An 18,090-nucleotide genomic window follows, 5' to 3' on the forward strand; every position below is an offset into this window, starting at 1 on the left:
ATAGCAGAGGAGGAATTGAAATGAAAGGATATATTTTGCTGTCTCTCTCTATTGTATGCGAGATCTTTGGAACAAGCATGCTAAAGTTATCTAACGGGTTTACTGTTCTGCTTCCTTCTTTTGGGGTTGTCTTAGGATTTGTGCTTGCTTTTTATTTTTTAGCTCTTTCTCTCAAATACATTTCACTAAGCCTTGGATACGGCATCTGGGCTGGTGCTGGTACTGGATTAACTACACTCGTTGGCATTGTCTTTTTCAAAGATGCATTTAACGTTATTACATTTATAAGTTTGGCCGTGATCATTCTAGGAGTGATTTTGTTAAACTCTTCTAGCTCTGATAAGGAAGAAGAAAAGCCATCATCAGCGTAAGATGATCGCTTTTCTAATAATATATCAACTTTCTCCCCTTCTCTCCTGTTGATAAACAAAAGGTGTTATCTTCATCACTTTTTTAAACTGATCAATAAAATAACTCGTACTATTAAAGCCTACCGCATACGCTACATTCGTAACACTCGCTTCTTCCTCTAACAATAAGAGCAGGCTCTTTTGAATCCGATATTCCGTTATATAGCTGACTGGAGTTGTGTGTAAAATTCGTTTGAAATATCGACAGCACTCAGAGCGGCTGAGTTGCCCTGATCTGGCAATATCATTTAATGTAATTTTCTCTTTGTAGTGCTCATGAATCCAGTTCAGCATCTTTTTCATACGCTCATTTTTCAGCGTATTTGTCTTAGGATGATTTTGTTGAAAAGCATGAGAAACTAAGTTTTTCCATATCCTTGTTAATTGAGTCACAATATCGATTTCAAAGAAAGGAGCTTTTTCCTTTAAGAGCTCTTTAACTTTTAAAATCGATTCTATTATACTTTTCCCCCATCGCTCTGTTCCATCTATAAAAATATACGATAAATGAGGAGCTTTGACATATGGATAACCGTATGTTGTATAAAGCTCTTGAGATAAAAATAAATGCGGAAGTACATTTAAACAAATATAAACGCAGTTTGATCCTTTCTTTTCTTCTGCCATGTGCAAACAGCCACTGTTTATAAAAAGTGCATCTCCCTCTTTGACAGCTCTTTGATTTTCATTAACTTGAAAAACAGCTTCTCCCTTTAGGACAACAACAAGCTGAATTTCTTCATGCCAATGAAGGGGAATATAGCGGTTTATATTTTCCCTAATGGTTGTTTCATAGCATGCAATAGGCAATGTCTCTGTACGGTGTTTTGTAATTTCTCTTAAATTTGCATCAATCTGAAAACTTCTCTCTTTCAATAAGATCACCTCAATATTGTTATACTTTTCAATCCTATATCGGTATTCCTAACCTTTTTGTTCTTTTATTATAACAATATCGTGATATAAAGATAGGAGAGATATAATGAACGAACAAAATCGAAAAATAGGATTATTTTTAGTTATAACAGGAGCTATTTTTTGGGGGATTGGCGGAACGGTCTCTAAGAAAATTTTTCAAGAATATAATATTGATGTGAATTGGCTTGTAGTCATTCGCTTACTTATCGCAGGACTTCTTCTTTTAAGTCTTAAATTTGTGACGCAAAACCCGCGCGAAGTTTTTAAGGTGTGGAAAGATAAAAAAGCAGCTCTTCATCTTATTATCTTTGGTCTATTGGGGATGCTTGGTGTTCAATATACGTATATGGCAGCCATTGATTATGGAAACGCGGCTACCGCAACGCTGCTTCAATATTTATCACCTGTGATGATTATTGTATATCTTCTTTTACGAAAGCGTACCGTTTTCACCACGAATGATATGATAACCGTTTTGCTAGCTCTTTTAGGCTCTTTTCTTTTATTAACAAACGGGTCTCTTTCTCAAATGTATGTCCCTGTTCCAGCTATCGTATGGGGTGTGTTATCTGGAGTTGCCGCTGCTTTTTATACTTTATATGCAGCGCCGCTTTTAAAGAAATATGATTCTCTTGTTGTGGTAGGATGGGCAATGGTGATAGGTGGAGTTGCTTTAAATTTTATTCATCCTTTATGGGCAGCAGCGTGGACATCCTTCACATTAAAAACTTATTTATATCTAGCTTTTATTATTGTGTTCGGAACAATGATTGCTTTTTGGTTTTATATTAAAAGCTTACAATCTCTCTCTCCAAAAGAAACGAGCCTTTTAGGCAGCTTAGAACCTTTAGCAGCTGTCATCACAACCGTCTTTTGGCTAAAAGAACCGTTTGGAACGTTTCAATGGCTTGGTGCATGTTGCATCATAGGAGTTGTGTTTATTTTAGCTTTTGGAAGCAAAACTCATTCTAAATTAAAAAAATCTCAAAAAAAAGTTAGCTCAAAAATTAGCTAACGTAATGCTTCATCACCCAAAGGCACCTTTTAAAAGGTGCCTTTGGATGAATCAATTACTAAATAATAATGACATTCTTCTTCCCTCTCATTAATAAATCGATGCTCTATGTCTCCTTCAAAATAAAAAGAATCTCCTTCTTTTAACTCTTCTAAGAACACACCGTTCCCTAACTCAACCTTTAATGTTCCTTTAGCTACAAATATATATTCTTTTACCCCTTTTTTATGTGATGGAAAAGTTCCCGATTCCGTAAACGGAGGAACAACATTTAAAATAAATTCCACTCCTTTTGAAGGGAGTGATGGCGATAATAAATGTCGCTCAAATCCTGACTGTTCATCACGGTATATAAGACGTTCTTTTTTCCTTATTGTGATCGTTTCCTTTTGTTGTTGCTCTTCAATAAGGAACGATAATGTTGTATGTAATGACTCCGCAATTTGGCAAGCTACTTGAAGCGTTGGGTTTTTTTCTTCTCGCTCAATTTGTGAAAGCATCGAAACGCTCACATTACTTTGCTCAGAAAGCTCTTGAAGGGTCATCTTTTGTTTTTTTCTCATATTTTTTATATTTGTTCCAAAACCCATTTTTATCACACCTTCTACACAATTTTTTCAAAAATAAGGGTAGAAATTAATTATACTATAGTGTAATATTTTATTCTATAGTATAAAACAGATAGGAAGTGTTATTATGCTCAAGATTATTTTATCTTTTCTTCCCCTTTTTAGTATCTTGTCGCTTCTTTTCTTATTCAAAAAGTCTTCTATTTTCACAGGCGTGTTCACTCTTATTTTAACAGCTCTGCTTGCCCTATCTCCATTCTTTCATAAGAGTCCAACAGCGTTGCTACATCCTATGGTTAAAACTTCTTTAACAACCTTTATGATTCTCTACATTTTATTCTTTGGTATTTTACTTTTTCATCTCATGGAAAAAGCAGGGGCTGTAAAAAAAATCGCATTCTTTATCTCTCTATCAACAAACGACCGAATTTACCAAGTATTAATCTTATCATTAGGACTATCTCCTTTAATAGAATCTGTTAGCGGGTTTGGTCTAGCTATTATTGTAATAGCTCCTATTCTTCTTGCCTTAGGTTTTAATGGCATTCAAGCTTCTCTTCTATCTTTAATTAGCTTATGCGCAATACCGTGGGGAACACTAGCTTTAGGAACAATTATCGGAGCTGAGCTAAGTGATGTAGATTTAGATATGCTTGGTGTAGGAAGTGCCTTGATGTCTTTTCCTCTTTATATCTATTTTACTATTTTAGGATGTACAATTGCCGCTGGAAAAAGGGAAGTTCTAAAAAGACTACCCGAAATTATTTTTGTCAGTTTAGTTCTCAGTAGTAGTATTTTATTATGCAATAGGTATATAAATGTTGAACTTGCAGGCTTATTCGGCTCCCTTATTACAATAATTATGGTGTTTTCACTCATTAAACTACGAAATAAAACACCTGATATTTCTTCCACGGAAAAATTAACATTCATTAAAAATATAAGCCCTTATCTTTTATTAACGTTTGTTCTTCTCACTTCTAGAATGATTCCTAGTTTTCAAGAAAACTTAAATAGTACCTTTAATATTAAAATGGAAAACTATGATTTTGAGCTTCCATTGTTATATTCTCCAGGTTTCTTTCTTATTTTGAGCTGTATTTTCGCAACCATTCTTTTTAAACTCTCGATACTAAACATCTTAGAAAGTTTAAAATTAAGTGTTAGAAAATGTTTTCCAGTTGTTCTTACGACATTTCTATTTATCTTCATTTCAGAAATTATGACTAAATCCGGAATGATCCATGTTCTTTCAAACTTTGCTGCTTACTCATTTGGAGCATATTTTATTTATCTTTCTCCTTTTATTGGAGCTGTCGGCGGGTTTCTAACAGGAAGTAATACAGCTTCAAATACAATGTTTATTAAGCTGCAAACCCAAACAGCTGCTGAAATCGGCTCCATGCCTATTTTAGCAGCCTGTACTCAAAATGTAAGTTCTTCAATGATTACTATGATGAACCCATCTAGAGTTACATTAAGCACTTCTGTGTGCAAAGTTGGAAAACAGGAGAATATTATTCAAAGAAAAATGACTTTCATAATAGGGGGAACGTTAAGTTTTTTAGTTCTTGAAATTTTTCTCTTCTCACTATGTATTTAAAAATACATAGTGAGTTGAAATTATGCCATAGTATGGATTATTTAAAAGTTTAGGAAATAAGGTGTACATTAGTGTGACATACAAGCACTACAGTTTAAAAGATAAGTGAAAAAACCTGCTTATGAGCAAAGCTGCAGGTTTTTTTAAAAGCTATTTTGTTCCTGTTCTCGTAGAAATCCATTTTTTAATGCTCAAGCAATAGGCGTACCGTTTTTTACAGGCTGATCTGGCTTTAATAAAACCACATCACCTTCCTCAGGTACGCCACCTATAACAAGTACCTCTGACTTAAAACCAGCAATTCGCATAGAAGGAAAATTAACAACAGCAATTACTTGCTGATTTATCAGCAGCTCTGGTTCGTATCTTTTTGTAATTTGTGCTGAAGAGCGTTTAATTCCTATTTCACCAAAATCAATTTCTAATTTAATTGCCGGCTTTCGAGCTTCCAGAAACGGTTCCGCTTTAACAACCGTACCAACGCGAATATCTAAGTTTAAGAAATCTTCGATTGTTGCCATTGCTATGCCTCCAAGATTTAGTTTGTTTTTATTAATTTAACAGAGTATTCCGGATATTTATAAGGGAATAAAGTGAAAAAATCCACTTTTACTGGCTTTCTTCTTTATTGATAATGTCTATATTTGTTTGTTGTAAACAGAATTTAATTCTGTTTCACGGTTTTAATGACAATTCGATCTGTTGTTCCATATGACATCCCAATACGTACTGCTTGTTTTTCTTTCTCACCATATGTCTCATCTTCCGTTACTTCTGTAATTTCTTTTAAAGGAATATGAATTATGGCTAATCCCCCTTGAATAACGAATTCTTTTTCTCTCTTTTCGACGTCCATGCCTACTGTGATCAACACCCCTTTTTCCTTATAATTACATTTTAACATATAAAGGGCAAATAAAAAAAGGAAGACTAGAGTGAGATCGTTTTAAAACCTTCTTTCTCTCATAAACCTAACGAAGAATGAAAAAAGATGAACATCAAACTTAGCTTTAATACAAAAAAGACGTTCAAGATAATGTTGAACGTCTTTTTTTATTTAATAAGCAGCTTCCACTCTGCTTGGTTCTTGTAAGCAATCTGAAAGAAGACGATATGCAACAGTGCTTTTCTTATATTGCTTAAAAACGTCCACATGATCGTTATAGCGATAAACTAGAAATGTAACATCCTTGCTTCCTTTTTTCGTCTCAATCACAAGAGGGGTGCCATTTGTTTTAGGAAAGAGATCATAGCGATTTAAAAAAACGGCTTCGTTAAACGAGCGAAGAACCTCGTTTTTGTCTTGCCCTTCTATTTGACTTTCCCCTATACGAATTGTTACATCTTTTTCTTCGAGCTTTGGATGAAGCTCGAACTTTCCTACAAGCCGTTCTGCCAGAAAGTTTGGCGGACATGCAATTATTATTTTAACTAAACTAATTACAACTAATGAAATTATAAAAAACCAGGTCACATTAATCATCTCCATTATACTTCAACTACATGTAATATTTACATCTTTTATCTTATCATAAGAGCATCCTTTTATCTTTGTCATATTCGTGACATCTCTGCCCTTCCCCCTCAAAGGTAACGTTCATTCATCATGAAACAATCAACTTCTCATAAAAATAAAAGATGAAAAATATACCAATATATAGTAACCTCTTAATAAGACATTTAAAGGAGAAAAATATGATTGAACTAAGCGGAAAGTACAACAAAGCAAAAGTATTCACGACTAACTTAGACAACAAAGCAAGAGAACAAATTGTGGAACTTTGCGATCAAGAGTTTGTGAAAGATAATAAAATCCGCATTATGCCTGATACTCATGCAGGTGCTGGATGCACAATTGGAACAACAATGACAATTGGAGATAAAATTGTTCCTAATTTAGTTGGAGTTGACATTGGTTGTGGGATGGCCGTTGCCAAGTTAAATGTAACAGCGGAGCAAATATCTTATGATCAATTAGATGAAGTGGTCCGCAAACATGTTCCAAGCGGCTTTGCGATGCGTCACAATCCACACCTTTTATCAAATACCATTCCATACGATGAAGTACGAGCTCCGATTAATGTTCATCGAGCAAAATATAGCATTGGGACGTTAGGCGGAGGTAATCATTTTATTGAGCTGAACCAAAGTAAACATAATGATGTTTATCTTGTCATTCATAGCGGCTCCCGAAATCTCGGAAAACAAATTGCCGAGCACTATCAAAATTTTGCATATGAAAGATTAACAGATTTAAGCGAACAAAAAAGAGAGCTTGTTCAGAAGCTAAAGAAAGAAGGCAGGCATGCTGAAATTCAAGATGCTTTAAAAGCAGTCGCGACCCCACACATCAGAAAAGCACTCGCTTATCTAGAAGGTCAAGGATTTGAAGATTATATGCATGACATGAAGATTGCCCAGAACTACGCCCTTTACAACCGTCGCGCTATGATTGAGGAGATCGTTCATCATATGAAGTGGAACATCACCGAGCGATTTGATACGATTCATAACTATATTGATATGGATAATATGATTCTCAGAAAAGGAGCCATTTCCGCTCGAAAAGATGAGAAAGTCATTGTGCCAATGAATATGCGCGATGGAAGTATACTTGCGTATGGAAAAGGAAATCCAGACTGGAACTACTCTGGTCCTCACGGCGCTGGAAGACTGATGTCGCGTACAAAAGCAAAACAAGTCGTGCCTTTTGAAGACTATAAATCAACAATGAAGGATGTCTGGTCAACATCTGTTGTGGAATCTACGATAGATGAAAGTCCAATGGCATATAAGTCCATGGAAGAAATTATCGAGCATACAAAAGACGCGCTTACTATTGAAGAAGTAATTAAACCACTTTATAATTTTAAAGCACATTAAAGAATAAACATCCTGAAAAGGAGACTAGCATTCTAGTCTCCTTTTCCCCTTTAATTCATATATGTTCCACCATTAATATTAATAGTCTCTCCTGTAATAAAGTCAGCCATATCTGAAGCTAGAAACAATACGCTATCTGCGACATTTTGCGGTTTCCCTAATTTTTGAAGTGGAATGCGTCCTGTTACAGATTGACGATATTCCTCTGTCCATTGACTGCTCATATCTGTCTCCACAGGACCTGGACATACGGCATTAACATAAATATTGTAAGACGACATTTCTAACGCAAGGTGCATCGTTAAATAGTTTACCGCCGCTTTAGACGCTCCGTAAGACGGCGCCGCGTTTTTATGCGCTGTTTTTGCCGTTGTCGAGCTAACGTTTACAATTTTTCCTCCATTTTGTTCAATCATATAAGGTAAAACTGCTTTACAAAAATAGAGCGTACCATTTAAGTTTACGTCAAGCACTCGCTGCCAATCTTCAAGTTCCATTTCGAGCGTAGATGTTCTCATATTCATCCCTGCATTATTGACTAAAATATCTATTCGACCAAACCTATGAATAGCTACTTTGACAACTTTTTGAGCTACATGTGGATCTGCTACGTCTCCTACTTTTACAATACATTCTCTTCCTAATAATCGGATTTCATCTGCCAAATTTTCAAGAAGTTCAACATTTGTTCCATGAATAATAAGAGAAGCTCCTTGTTTAGCAAGCGTTAAGGCAATGGACTTCCCAATTCCACGACTCGCTCCTGTTACAATCGCTATCTTATTTTCTAGCAACATCGCAAGTTCCTCCACTTATCGTTTAATTTCTTCTTCAGTAAGTTGAACATACTTGATCGTTTGCCTAAAATACGTAAACGCAATATGAAGATCTCCATCACTACCTTGCTTAATCGATGGATAAGAATATTCTCGGTTAAGCTTATCCTTTGAATTATTCGTCATTGCATAGCCGTCTCCAATTTCAATATCTTTCACAAATGGCCACGTCACACCGTTGTCTTCTGAAATAGCAACTGTCATCGGAGCACGAGGAGCTCCCCAGAACGCTTCTCTCTCTCCACTATCCTCTACCGCTTCTGTCACTACATTTTCTTCACTTTCTTCATCCTCAATATCATCGTAAAGAGACGCTCTTCGTTCAGTGCAATTTTCAGCATTCATATTGTTGAAAACAAGAGCTAAATGACCATTTGTTAACTTTGTAAACTGAATTGAAGAATTGTTGTTTGGCAGTTCTGTTGATTTAGGCTCACTCCATGTTCTTCCATTATCAGTTGAATAGCTGCTGTAAATATAATCTGCCCACCTGCTTCGAAATAGGGCTAAAAGCGTTCCATTATCAAGCTTCTCAATATTCATATGAACACATCCAGTACTGTTTGGTACTTCGTATTCTTCCCATGTGTTCCCTTCATCTTTTGAAATTTTTACAGCACTTGTATCTCTATGCCCTGTCCACTTCCTCCCTTTCGTTGTATGACAATAAAACACAGGAAGAAGCCATTCACCATTATCTAACACAACAATTGGCTGACGAATAAACGTCCCTGCTTGATTAAATAGCGTTTTAATAGAACCAAATGAATACCCATTATCTTCTGAGATGCGGTAGCGTACAATAGCTGTATCTTGATTTCCCGACTTTTGTGCTGTATACAATAACCATATCTTCTCGTCTGGAGCTTTAAACAACACAGGATTTTGTTCTGAACGAGTTGGATCATCTGATACTTTAACTGCTTTGCTCCATGAACTTTCTCCTTTTTTTAACCGAGACATATAAATATGAATGTCCGGAATTCCTTCTTGTGTTCCTGCAAACCATGTGCATAGTAGATCTCCATTCTCTAAAACAAGCAAGTTCGCTGCATGATTTTGAATGCAATCAGAAGGTAAATAGGCTTCTGTTCTTTTTAATCCTTCTGTTACCTCTTTTAATTTTCCATCTGAAGTAATGGTTGTTTGATTACTCATGTCTTAACACTCCCTTTGATTTATTTAAACTTTCGCATCCTTTAATTCTGAACTTTCAGACATTTTCCGGTTTTTATTTCCTCCGATGTAGCGATCAATCACCATCACGATAAATGGTGTGATAACAGCAATATACATATTATCAATACCGTATGGATCTCCAAGTAAGTACCATACAGAAGTTAATACACCTGACAAACCAAGTCCAATCGTTGCTCCTCGATTCGTGCTGAAAAATGGAAGGTAAAATCCCATAGCAGCTACAACTGCAATAGATGTTCTTAATGCACGTGTAAAAAATGACAAGCTTAGCAATTCTGGAGCTAATACAACCCCAATTAAAGGCACAAAACCAACCACAATAGAAGTAATACGCGTTACTTTCATAAGTTTTTCAGGAGATGGTTTTGCTTTTGGAGCATAAAAGTCATCGATAATTAGTGTTGTTGTTGCAAGAGCAACAGTTGATACTCCTACAAAAATAGAAGCGACTAGAGATGTTGCGACAATAGCTGTTAAGACAGGATTCATATGTTCTAAAAATACTGGAAAAGCATAGATAGGGTCAATATTCGGATACAAATAGCGGGCACAAACTCCGATAATTCCAATCGCAATCGCTAATGGTAAGCATAACAATGCAGCATACAAACTTGATCTTTTCGCTTCTTTTGCACTTTTGGATGAAGTGATCGCTTGAATGATAAACTGCGTGGAAAAAATAGCACCCATATTTCCAATAAGCCAAGCAAAAATCGTTGCACCACCAATTGTTCCATCCCATGTAAAATAGTGTGTTGGAAGCTCTGCTGCTACAGGCTTAAATCCACCGCATAAGTAAACGGCTACCACTACCGTGATCATAATTCCCGCATATTTTACGAGTGAGTGAAGAATGGTAACCCATGCTACGCCTTTCATTCCTCCAAAAGTGAAGTAAAACGTACTTACAACTGCTGTAATAATAGCACAAGTCATAAGCGGTAATCCTAATATAGAAGCAATAGCTGCTGAACCACTTAAATAGTTTCCTAGATTCACAAGAAGAAGTGCTACAATCATAATAACGGATACTACCATCTTTGTTGACTTTCCAAACTTTTGTTCAATAATGCCTGAAATTGTATACTTTCCAGTACCATAAAATTTATTTACAAGAAAGAAAGAAAAAAGGAAAAAGGCAATTGTTACAGTAATCAGTGACCAAGAAGAAGCAATTCCGTTTGTAAATGATGATTCTGCTGTCCCTACTGTAGACTTTGTTCCAATGAACTCTGACATTAATAGAATTCCAACAACAATCGCTGGCAGTGATTTTGCTGCATTGTTGAATTCAGCACTCGATTTACTTCGCAACCTCATTGTTAGCCATGTTGTGAATAATATATATACGACAATAACACCTAGTACAAAAGTTAAACTACCCGGATTTAACGTTTCCATCCTCCGCATCCCCCTATAAGTATCTTTCCCAGCTTTTAGATCCTTGTTTTATAAATCACTTTGCAATTCTATCTATCCTACAAAAGATAACGCTTACATGTATACTCCTAAAGGAGAAGGCCTTAAAAGCCTTCACTTCCTTATGCTATTTCACCGCTTCTTTTGGAGCTAATTCCGCCGCTGAAGCAATAGCTGCCAGCATACTACGTTCATCAACAACCCCAGTTCCTGCAATGTCAAAAGCTGTACCATGATCAACTGATGTTCGGATAATTCCCCCGTTTAGCCCAACTGTAATATTAACTCCTTCTTCAAGTCCTAATACTTTGATCGGCACATGCCCTTGATCATGATAACAAGCAATCACAATATCAAAATCTCCTCGAACCGCTCGGAAAAAGAGGGTATCAGCCGGATACGGTCCTGTCACATTCATTCCTTCGTTCGCTGCTTTTTCAATAGCAGGAACAAGTTTTTCTTCCTCTTCTCCTTCACCAAAGAGGCCATTTTCGCCAGCATGAGGATTAATCCCGCAAACAGCGATCTTCGGAGCACTGTACCCAGCTCTGCATAATGTTTCATGCGCTAATTTCACCACTGTATACGTTCTTTCCGGATTAATTAAATCAATCGCTTTTCTTAATCCAACGTGAGTTGTAAGGTGAATCACTTTTAGTTTTGGCGATGATAACATCATGGAGTAGCTTTTTGTATCTGTTAGTTCTGCTAAAATTTCAGTGTGACCAGGATACGAATAACCACCTTTATGAAGCGCTTCTTTATTTAACGGTGCTGTGCAGATAGCGTGAATCGCTTTCTCTTTGGCTAGATGAATGGCTTTTTCAATAAATTTGAATGCAGCGCTTCCTGCCTCAGGTAAAACTTCCCCAAATGGTAAATTCTCTGGAAGAAGATCAAGACTAAGGCAATTTATCACACCATGAATGAATTTCCCTTCCTTAACATCATGAATCTCATGTATATCTGCAGAAGACTCCAGCAATTCTGCGGCTCTTTTCAATATTTTTGCATCGCCAATAACAACCGGATCACACATTTCATAAACAGAAGAATGAGCAAGTGCTTTGATGATGACTTCAGGTCCTACCCCTGCTCCATCTCCCATCGTAATTCCAATAATAGGTTTCATAATAGCCTCCTCAAGCTTCAAATTTTAATTCGTTTTATGATTTAAAACATCTAAACGATCGCTTTTTCTCCCTTGCAGTTTATAAAGCGATTTCACCATTGCTAGTTCAGTTCCAAAGCTTCCTGCTTTTGTAACGGCAAAAATCTCTTGATTATCAAGCTTTCCGAGTGGAATCCCAGCTTCCACCTCATCCATAAGCTGAAAGGAGTTTGCGTTTAACCTTTCTAATACTTGCTGAGCGGTATCTCCTCCTGTAAGAAAAAGGTTCTTGAGATCGTAAACTTCTATAAGTTTACGCGAAACGTCTCCAAGCATAGCTGAAATTTCGTTGCTTACCCTAACAGCACTATAACCGTATTTCCTTCCCATTTCTTGTGTTTCTTTCACTTTTGCAGAAGAGAACAATGCAACATTTTTCCCGTATTGAAAAGCTTCGCCAGCTTCAGTTAGAATACGATGAATTTCTTTTCTCAACCCTTCCTTTGTCGCTAGCATATTTTTAGGATTTATTTCTAAGCCAACTGTATTTGTTCTATCTTGGAGTGTCTGAAGCTGATTTCTACCAACTTTACTTACGCTTCCTACAACGAATAAAACTGGATTATTATTATAAGTAAGCTGAAGCTGATCTCTTTTTTTTTGTAATCCGTAAAGAGGTGGTAAGTAGTTAATAAGCCCTGTTGATCCAACCCAAACAACCGAAAGATCTGTTTGGGCAACGGCTGTGACAAGAGAGTTTAAATCTCTTTCTTCAATCGCATCAACGGTTATATATGAAATTCCTTGTTCTTTAAATTGGGCAAGCTTCTTACTCACATTTTCGCTGCCGATTCGCAAGTCTTTATAAAAAAGGTGACCAACCTTTCGTTTAGCTTGTTGTTCAATTAAATGTGAAATTTCCGACTCTCTTACAGGTGTTTTAGGATCATTTGCTACTTCTGTTTCGTGAAGCTCCTTTTGATGAAGAAAGTGAATACCATCTACAACTTGACGTCCTGCTTTAGGAAAAGCGGGTGAAATTAACACAAAATCAGGACAAAAAACATCCGCAACAGCATTGATTTCTTGCCCGATGTTCCCTCTCATTGTGGAATCAATTTTTTTGTATACAATATCAAATGGTTGCTTTTGAACCCAATTCGCTACTTTTTTCACTCTTTTATAGGCTTCATTTTCAGCTAAAGCACGGCTATCTGTATTGAAGATAACAGCTTGATTTTCTTGAACTTTTTCATGATATTTTTGCAAAACAACAGATACATCAAGCCCATATTGGACTAGCTGACCTCCGCAATCACTTGCTCCAGTTAAATCATCAGAAATTACGGATATTCTCATCAATCATCATCACCTTTACGTTAAACAAGTAGTTTGCGGTAGATTGCTTCCATATCTTCTAAGCTTAGCTCTTTTGGATTGTTCTTTAAAAGACGCGTTACTTTTGAAGCCGAAACCGCTAATGAAGAAACGTCTCCTTCTGTTACTCCATACTCTTTAAGATTTTGGGGAATTTCTAATAGGTTAGTCCATTCCACGATTTTTTCGACTACTTTTTCTGCTGCTTCTCTTTCGGATAACTCTCTTGTGTCAATTCCCATTGGTTCAGCTACTAGAGAGAGGCGTTCTTCAATTGCGTCCATATTAAATTTCATTACGTGTGGAAGGAGCATAGAGTTCGCAACACCGTGTGGAATTTTAAATTTGCCTCCTAACGGATAAGCTAAGGCATGAACTGCTGCTGTTCCTGCGCTTGTTAAAGCCATTCCTCCGTACATTGAACCAAGAAGCATTTTCTCACGCGCTACAACAGAAGAACCATTTTGATATGCTTCGACAATGCTAGCTGAGATAAGACGAATAGATTCAAGTGCTACCATGTCACTAATTAAATTTGCTTTATTCGAGATAAATGACTCAAGTGAATGCGTGAACGCATCCATCCCTGTTGCAGCCGTAATTGGCCGAGGCAAACTAAGCGTTAAAATAGGATCAAGAAAAACAAGGTTTGGAAGAAGATGCTTACTGACTATCCCTATCTTCAGTTCTTCATCAGGAATAGTTACAATGGCATTTGGCGTCACTTCAGAACCTGTTCCTGAAGTGGACGGAATTAAAAGTGTTGGAATTCCTGGTTTCTTCACTAAATCCGTTCCTAACATATCTTTAAGAGATTGATTATTTGTTGCTAGAACAGAGAGAATTTTAACTGCATCAAGAACGCTTCCTCCCCCAAGCCCAATGAACAAATCATATTGTTGATGTTTTATAGATTCGAAAACTTCTTCAATATTTTGAAGTGTAGGTTCTGGAAGAACGTCAATGTTTATATCTGATTCAATTCCATGTTTGGCTAAGTCATTCTTCATTTGCTCAACAAAACCCAAGCGTTTCATCGTTGGCTGTGTCACAATTAACGCTCTTTGAAGCTCTCTATCTAAAAGATGAAGATAATCTCCTATATTTTTAAGGCTATCAGCACCTGAAATAATATGATCAGCTGTTTGAAATTGATATAAGTTTGTCATCTACTCTCCCTCTTTCTCTTCTATCATTCACTTACACTTTGTTTCTTATAGCCCTCAACCATCTTCTGAATATGAGCAAGTTCCATTCCTGAAATCGGTTGAACAGGGAACTTCGGTGGTCCGACCGGAAGGCCAGAAAGTTCTACAGCCTTTTTTAAAGCTGCTGGTAATGTCCCATATTGAAAGGTGTCACGTAAAGGCTGTAACTTTTGTTGAGCTTCCTCTGCTTTGTCCAGATTACCTTGAGACCAATTGTTGTAAATATCAACAACTATTTCAGGAATCATATTGGCAGTTGCTGCTATTGCGCCAACGCCACCTTTTTGTAACGTTTTGAGAATAAGAGAATCTGTACCTGCTAATACGCTAAAGTCTTCTTCCTTTGTTTCATAAATGTACTGTTTAATATTTTCGAAGTTTCCACTGCTATCTTTAATTCCGATAATATTGTCAACCTTAGCTAAAGTTGCCACTGTTTGCGGCTCTAAGCTCATCCCTGTTTTTGAAGGAATGTTATATAAAAGAACAGGTAGAGAAGTTGAGGAAGCTATTTTTTGAAAATGAACAATTACCTCCTCTTGCGTTGGAGTAACAAAGTAAGGAGTAATAATAGAAAGAGCATCAACTCCTAATCTCTCCATCTTGTTAGACAAGGAAATCACTTCTTCTGTGCTATTCCCTCCTGTCCCTACAATAACGGGAACTCTTCCATTTACTTCTTCTACAAGCACTTTAGCAATTTTCAATTTTTCTTCTTCTGTTAATAAATGAAACTCACCGTTTGTACCTAGAGCAAAGAGCCCGTGCACTCCTGCATCGATAAGCGAGTTTGCTAGCTGACGCAATACAGGTTCATTAACTTTCTGTTGAGCTGTTAAGGGGGTTAATAACGCTGGAATGATGCCTTTTACTTTCATTTTGATTTCCTCCTCTATCAAAAGCGAGCTTCATTGTTTATTTTTGAAACACAATGTGTTTTCAACTGTGTAAAGCGTTTACAATATTAATTGTATTACTTTATGTTTAATTTATCAACATAATAATTATAAATTTTCAAAAAACGACGATAATTGTTTAAAAATAAAACAGTTACCTTTTTTAACAAAGGCAACTGTTTTATTTACTTCAACTTTCGCCACAGGGTTGTGCGATTGATTCCAAGTCTCTGAGCCGTTTTCGTTTGGTTCATTCCTTCTTCTCTCCATACTTTTTGGATGATTTTCCGCTCAATCTCTTCTAATGTGCCGTTCAAGTCTATGTTAGCTGAAACTTCAGCTCTTTCTTTTATCACAGTAGCTCTCTTAACGTCTTTGCATTCTAAAAACGGACCTTTGGCAAGGACCATACTCTCTTGAATAAAGCGCTTTAGTTCATTTAAGTTGCCATTCCATTTCAACCGTTTCAGTTCTTCTACTGCTTGGGGACGAATTCCAACAATTTGTTTTCCAAGCTTTATATTTAACTCTCCAATAAGCAAAAGAGTCAAACTTTCAATATCTTCCGCACGATCACGTAAGGAAGGAAGGGAAAGGATTGTTCCAGCTAAAGCATAGTACAATGGCGGGTATAACTCCTCCATTTCTAGCAAGTGTTTTGGGTCTTGCTGAGATGAAGAAAGAAAACGACATGCTTGGGCCTCATTATTCAAATAAAAAGCGAGCTTTTTTTGAAGTGATAAAGGAAGATGTTCCACATTTTTCAAGAAAATGCTGCCATGAACATGATTAGAGAAAAAGTGCTGGGGATTTTCGGTGCTTAGTAACTCTTCCCATTGATCAGCATCTACAACATTGCAATCGATCACAACAAGCGGATACTGACGTCTACCGCTATTAAAGTGAATGTATCGTGCAAGTCGGCTTTTTCCTGTTCCTTCTTCACCACTGATCCATACGGATACATCTGTATTGGCACACATTTCAGCATTTGCGATAGCTTCTTTCATTACATTACTTTTTGTTGCTATTCCACCTAAGCTGTTTTTGGTTATATATTCAGTTGAAGGTGAAATAACAGATATACCATTTGCCTGCCTTTCATCTAGAAGTCCCTTCGTTATTCGAAAAACAAAAAGCTCTGAACTCTCATTTTGAAGCTTATTCCCTGTGATGTTCCATAAAGATCCGTTCATCTGCAACATCGTTTTGAATGTTCCTTGTGTTAAAGCATAACGGATGGCTTCTTTTATATTGAAATGATTCTCAAATTCATTCCCAATCTTCTCTGAGAAAGAAGGATTAGAAAATAGAGCAGCTCCGTTTATATCATATACAACAATTGCCTCTTGCTCTTCTTGTAGAAGCTGATGTGAGATTAAATATTTTTTGTGCAAAGAAGAGAGAAAACGATAACTTCTTTTCGCTTGTTGAAACGATTTTAATACACTCTCTTTTCCAGACGTTAATAAAATTCCGTTTAGCCCCAATTCCTCGGCTTTCTTTGTTGTACTAGCATCACCAATAATATTTTCATAACCTTTTTGCTGTAAATTAATTAAAATAGGCTGAATTTCGTCTTCTTCGGTTATCTTAAAAGAAGAAATATCAATATCTAGGATTTCGCAAATTGTAGCAGCTCCCTCTGAAATTGGAGAAAACCCTACAATAGCTGTTTTACCAGGGTAACCTTTAACAAGGGTTAAAACACGAAGCATATCGTAACCTGAAACTTCTATTTCAACAACAGGAATCGAAACCTTTCTTTCAATAAGCTCCGCTGTTCCACCGCGACTAATAATTACATCTACACCTTGATCACAGGCTTTTTTCGCAAGTGACAACCCTTCCTCTAAATCTCCAATCTCTACTTGAAGTTCAAAATCTTCCTGCTCTCCTAAACTTATCATTAACTCTTTTAGCCCTGTATAAGGTGCAATGGCCATTACCTTCATCTCATCACCTTCTGTTTCTGTTGCAAATTTAAACACATCTTTAATATATCAAACTTTCCTATTTATTCAAAAGTAAAATAATTGTGGAAAAGAGATTTTAAGGATAAGACGATAATCAACATCCCTTTACACAATAAATCGTTACAACTTATATAGAAAGAAGTTCATCTCTATCCAACAATCAGAAAAAATGTCATAATAAAAGCAGCTATCTTATGAGGAGTCGAAGTATGGAAAAAAACGAGCAAAAAGAACAAAAACTTGCGGAATTTCAGGACGTATTTCAAAACGTATTTCGAAAGCTAAAAAAGCAAAACGACCTTTTCCCTAAAACAAAATATAACCTAGCAGATGGACATATTTTAATTCTTCTCTATCTTTCTAAAAAAGGAAGATGTACAGCTTCTGAAGTGACATCTTATTTAGGAATCACGTCAGGAGGGGGTACAGTGTTAACGAGCACCCTCTTTAAACATCATCTAATTGACCGAGTTCGCTTAGAAAGCGATCGAAGAGTTATTCAACTTTCACTAACAGAGGAAGGAAAAAAAGTTGTAAATGAAGTGATAAAGCAACGAGCAGAGGCATTTATTGAACTTTTTCGAGATATGAAAGATGAAGAGATTGACCAAGTGACAAATGTGTTTAAAAAGTTGGATAACTTGTTAACATAAAGTAGAAAAGCTGTCC

18 protein-coding genes are annotated in these 18,090 nt (G+C 36.5%); 5 read left to right on the top strand and 13 right to left on the bottom strand.

Features of this window, described 5'->3' with window-relative positions:
- Nucleotides 1-20 precede the first annotated feature (20 nt).
- A complete protein-coding gene (locus ACK3CR_RS07075) occupies nt 21-371 on the top strand; it encodes a DMT family transporter (RefSeq protein WP_488975151.1) in 351 nt (116 codons plus the stop codon).
- Between the two features lie 24 nt (nt 372-395).
- On the opposite strand, the gene ACK3CR_RS07080 is transcribed toward ACK3CR_RS07075, so the two are convergent.
- Nucleotides 396-1,286, bottom strand: a complete 891-nt coding sequence (locus ACK3CR_RS07080) for an AraC family transcriptional regulator (protein ID WP_488975152.1) — start codon at nt 1,284-1,286, stop codon at nt 396-398.
- Nucleotides 1,287-1,392: 106 nt separating this feature from the next.
- Between ACK3CR_RS07080 and ACK3CR_RS07085 the strand changes: the two genes are divergently transcribed.
- The gene (locus tag ACK3CR_RS07085) at nt 1,393-2,343 is read left to right on the top strand and encodes a DMT family transporter (protein ID WP_488975153.1); all 951 of its coding nucleotides are present in this window, start codon (nt 1,393-1,395) and stop codon (nt 2,341-2,343) included.
- A gap of 29 nt (nt 2,344-2,372) precedes the next feature.
- Here the strand turns inward: ACK3CR_RS07085 and ACK3CR_RS07090 are convergent, their stop codons facing one another.
- A complete protein-coding gene (locus ACK3CR_RS07090; RefSeq protein WP_488975154.1) occupies nt 2,373-2,933 on the bottom strand; it encodes a helix-turn-helix domain-containing protein in 561 nt (186 codons plus the stop codon).
- Between the two features lie 106 nt (nt 2,934-3,039).
- Between ACK3CR_RS07090 and ACK3CR_RS07095 the strand changes: the two genes are divergently transcribed.
- A complete protein-coding gene (locus ACK3CR_RS07095; RefSeq protein ID WP_488975155.1) occupies nt 3,040-4,515 on the top strand; it encodes an L-lactate permease in 1,476 nt (491 codons plus the stop codon).
- A gap of 191 nt (nt 4,516-4,706) precedes the next feature.
- On the opposite strand, the gene csaA is transcribed toward ACK3CR_RS07095, so the two are convergent.
- The 3 genes from csaA to ACK3CR_RS07110 form a co-directional block, all read right to left on the bottom strand.
- Nucleotides 4,707-5,036 (bottom strand): chaperone CsaA, encoded by a 330-nt coding sequence (csaA, locus tag ACK3CR_RS07100; RefSeq protein WP_488975156.1) that lies wholly within the window; start codon nt 5,034-5,036, stop codon nt 4,707-4,709.
- 143 nt (nt 5,037-5,179) lie between these two features.
- Entirely contained in the window at nt 5,180-5,419 is a 240-nt protein-coding gene (locus tag ACK3CR_RS07105; protein ID WP_488975157.1) for a SunI/YnzG family protein, read from the bottom strand.
- A gap of 153 nt (nt 5,420-5,572) precedes the next feature.
- Entirely contained in the window at nt 5,573-5,989 is a 417-nt protein-coding gene (locus tag ACK3CR_RS07110) for a YfmQ family protein (protein ID WP_243519988.1), read from the bottom strand.
- Nucleotides 5,990-6,210: 221 nt separating this feature from the next.
- Between ACK3CR_RS07110 and ACK3CR_RS07115 the strand changes: the two genes are divergently transcribed.
- Nucleotides 6,211-7,398 carry an RtcB family protein gene (locus ACK3CR_RS07115; protein WP_488975158.1) on the top strand — a complete coding sequence of 396 codons (1,188 nt, stop codon included), beginning with the start codon at nt 6,211-6,213 and terminating at the stop codon, nt 7,396-7,398.
- Nucleotides 7,399-7,448: 50 nt separating this feature from the next.
- On the opposite strand, the gene ACK3CR_RS07120 is transcribed toward ACK3CR_RS07115, so the two are convergent.
- The 8 genes from ACK3CR_RS07120 to ACK3CR_RS07155 all read right to left on the bottom strand — a co-directional run bounded on the left by ACK3CR_RS07120 (nt 7,449) and on the right by ACK3CR_RS07155 (nt 17,400).
- Nucleotides 7,449-8,195 carry an SDR family NAD(P)-dependent oxidoreductase gene (locus ACK3CR_RS07120; protein WP_243519984.1) on the bottom strand — a complete coding sequence of 249 codons (747 nt, stop codon included), beginning with the start codon at nt 8,193-8,195 and terminating at the stop codon, nt 7,449-7,451.
- Nucleotides 8,196-8,210: 15 nt separating this feature from the next.
- Nucleotides 8,211-9,392 (bottom strand): sialidase family protein, encoded by a 1,182-nt coding sequence (locus ACK3CR_RS07125; protein WP_488975159.1) that lies wholly within the window; start codon nt 9,390-9,392, stop codon nt 8,211-8,213.
- Nucleotides 9,393-9,416: 24 nt separating this feature from the next.
- A complete protein-coding gene (locus ACK3CR_RS07130) occupies nt 9,417-10,835 on the bottom strand; it encodes a sodium:solute symporter family protein (RefSeq protein WP_328124100.1) in 1,419 nt (472 codons plus the stop codon).
- A 145-nt stretch (nt 10,836-10,980) separates the two neighbouring features.
- Complete coding sequence (pdxA, locus tag ACK3CR_RS07135; protein WP_488975160.1) at nt 10,981-11,985, bottom strand: 4-hydroxythreonine-4-phosphate dehydrogenase PdxA; 1,005 nt, start codon at nt 11,983-11,985, stop codon at nt 10,981-10,983.
- A gap of 24 nt (nt 11,986-12,009) precedes the next feature.
- Entirely contained in the window at nt 12,010-13,323 is a 1,314-nt protein-coding gene (locus ACK3CR_RS07140; RefSeq protein ID WP_488975161.1) for a four-carbon acid sugar kinase family protein, read from the bottom strand.
- A gap of 20 nt (nt 13,324-13,343) precedes the next feature.
- Entirely contained in the window at nt 13,344-14,510 is a 1,167-nt protein-coding gene (locus ACK3CR_RS07145; protein ID WP_488975162.1) for an iron-containing alcohol dehydrogenase, read from the bottom strand.
- 23 nt (nt 14,511-14,533) lie between these two features.
- A complete protein-coding gene (dapA, locus tag ACK3CR_RS07150; RefSeq protein ID WP_488975163.1) occupies nt 14,534-15,427 on the bottom strand; it encodes a 4-hydroxy-tetrahydrodipicolinate synthase in 894 nt (297 codons plus the stop codon).
- 203 nt (nt 15,428-15,630) lie between these two features.
- On the bottom strand, nt 15,631-17,400 hold the full coding sequence (locus tag ACK3CR_RS07155) for a sigma-54-dependent Fis family transcriptional regulator (protein ID WP_243519971.1): 1,770 nt from the start codon (nt 17,398-17,400) through the stop codon (nt 15,631-15,633).
- 230 nt (nt 17,401-17,630) lie between these two features.
- Between ACK3CR_RS07155 and ACK3CR_RS07160 the strand changes: the two genes are divergently transcribed.
- Complete coding sequence (locus ACK3CR_RS07160) at nt 17,631-18,074, top strand: MarR family winged helix-turn-helix transcriptional regulator (RefSeq protein WP_216700977.1); 444 nt, start codon at nt 17,631-17,633, stop codon at nt 18,072-18,074.
- Nucleotides 18,075-18,090: the final 16 nt, after the last annotated feature.

This window comes from Priestia sp. TRM10 (assembly GCF_057808375.1).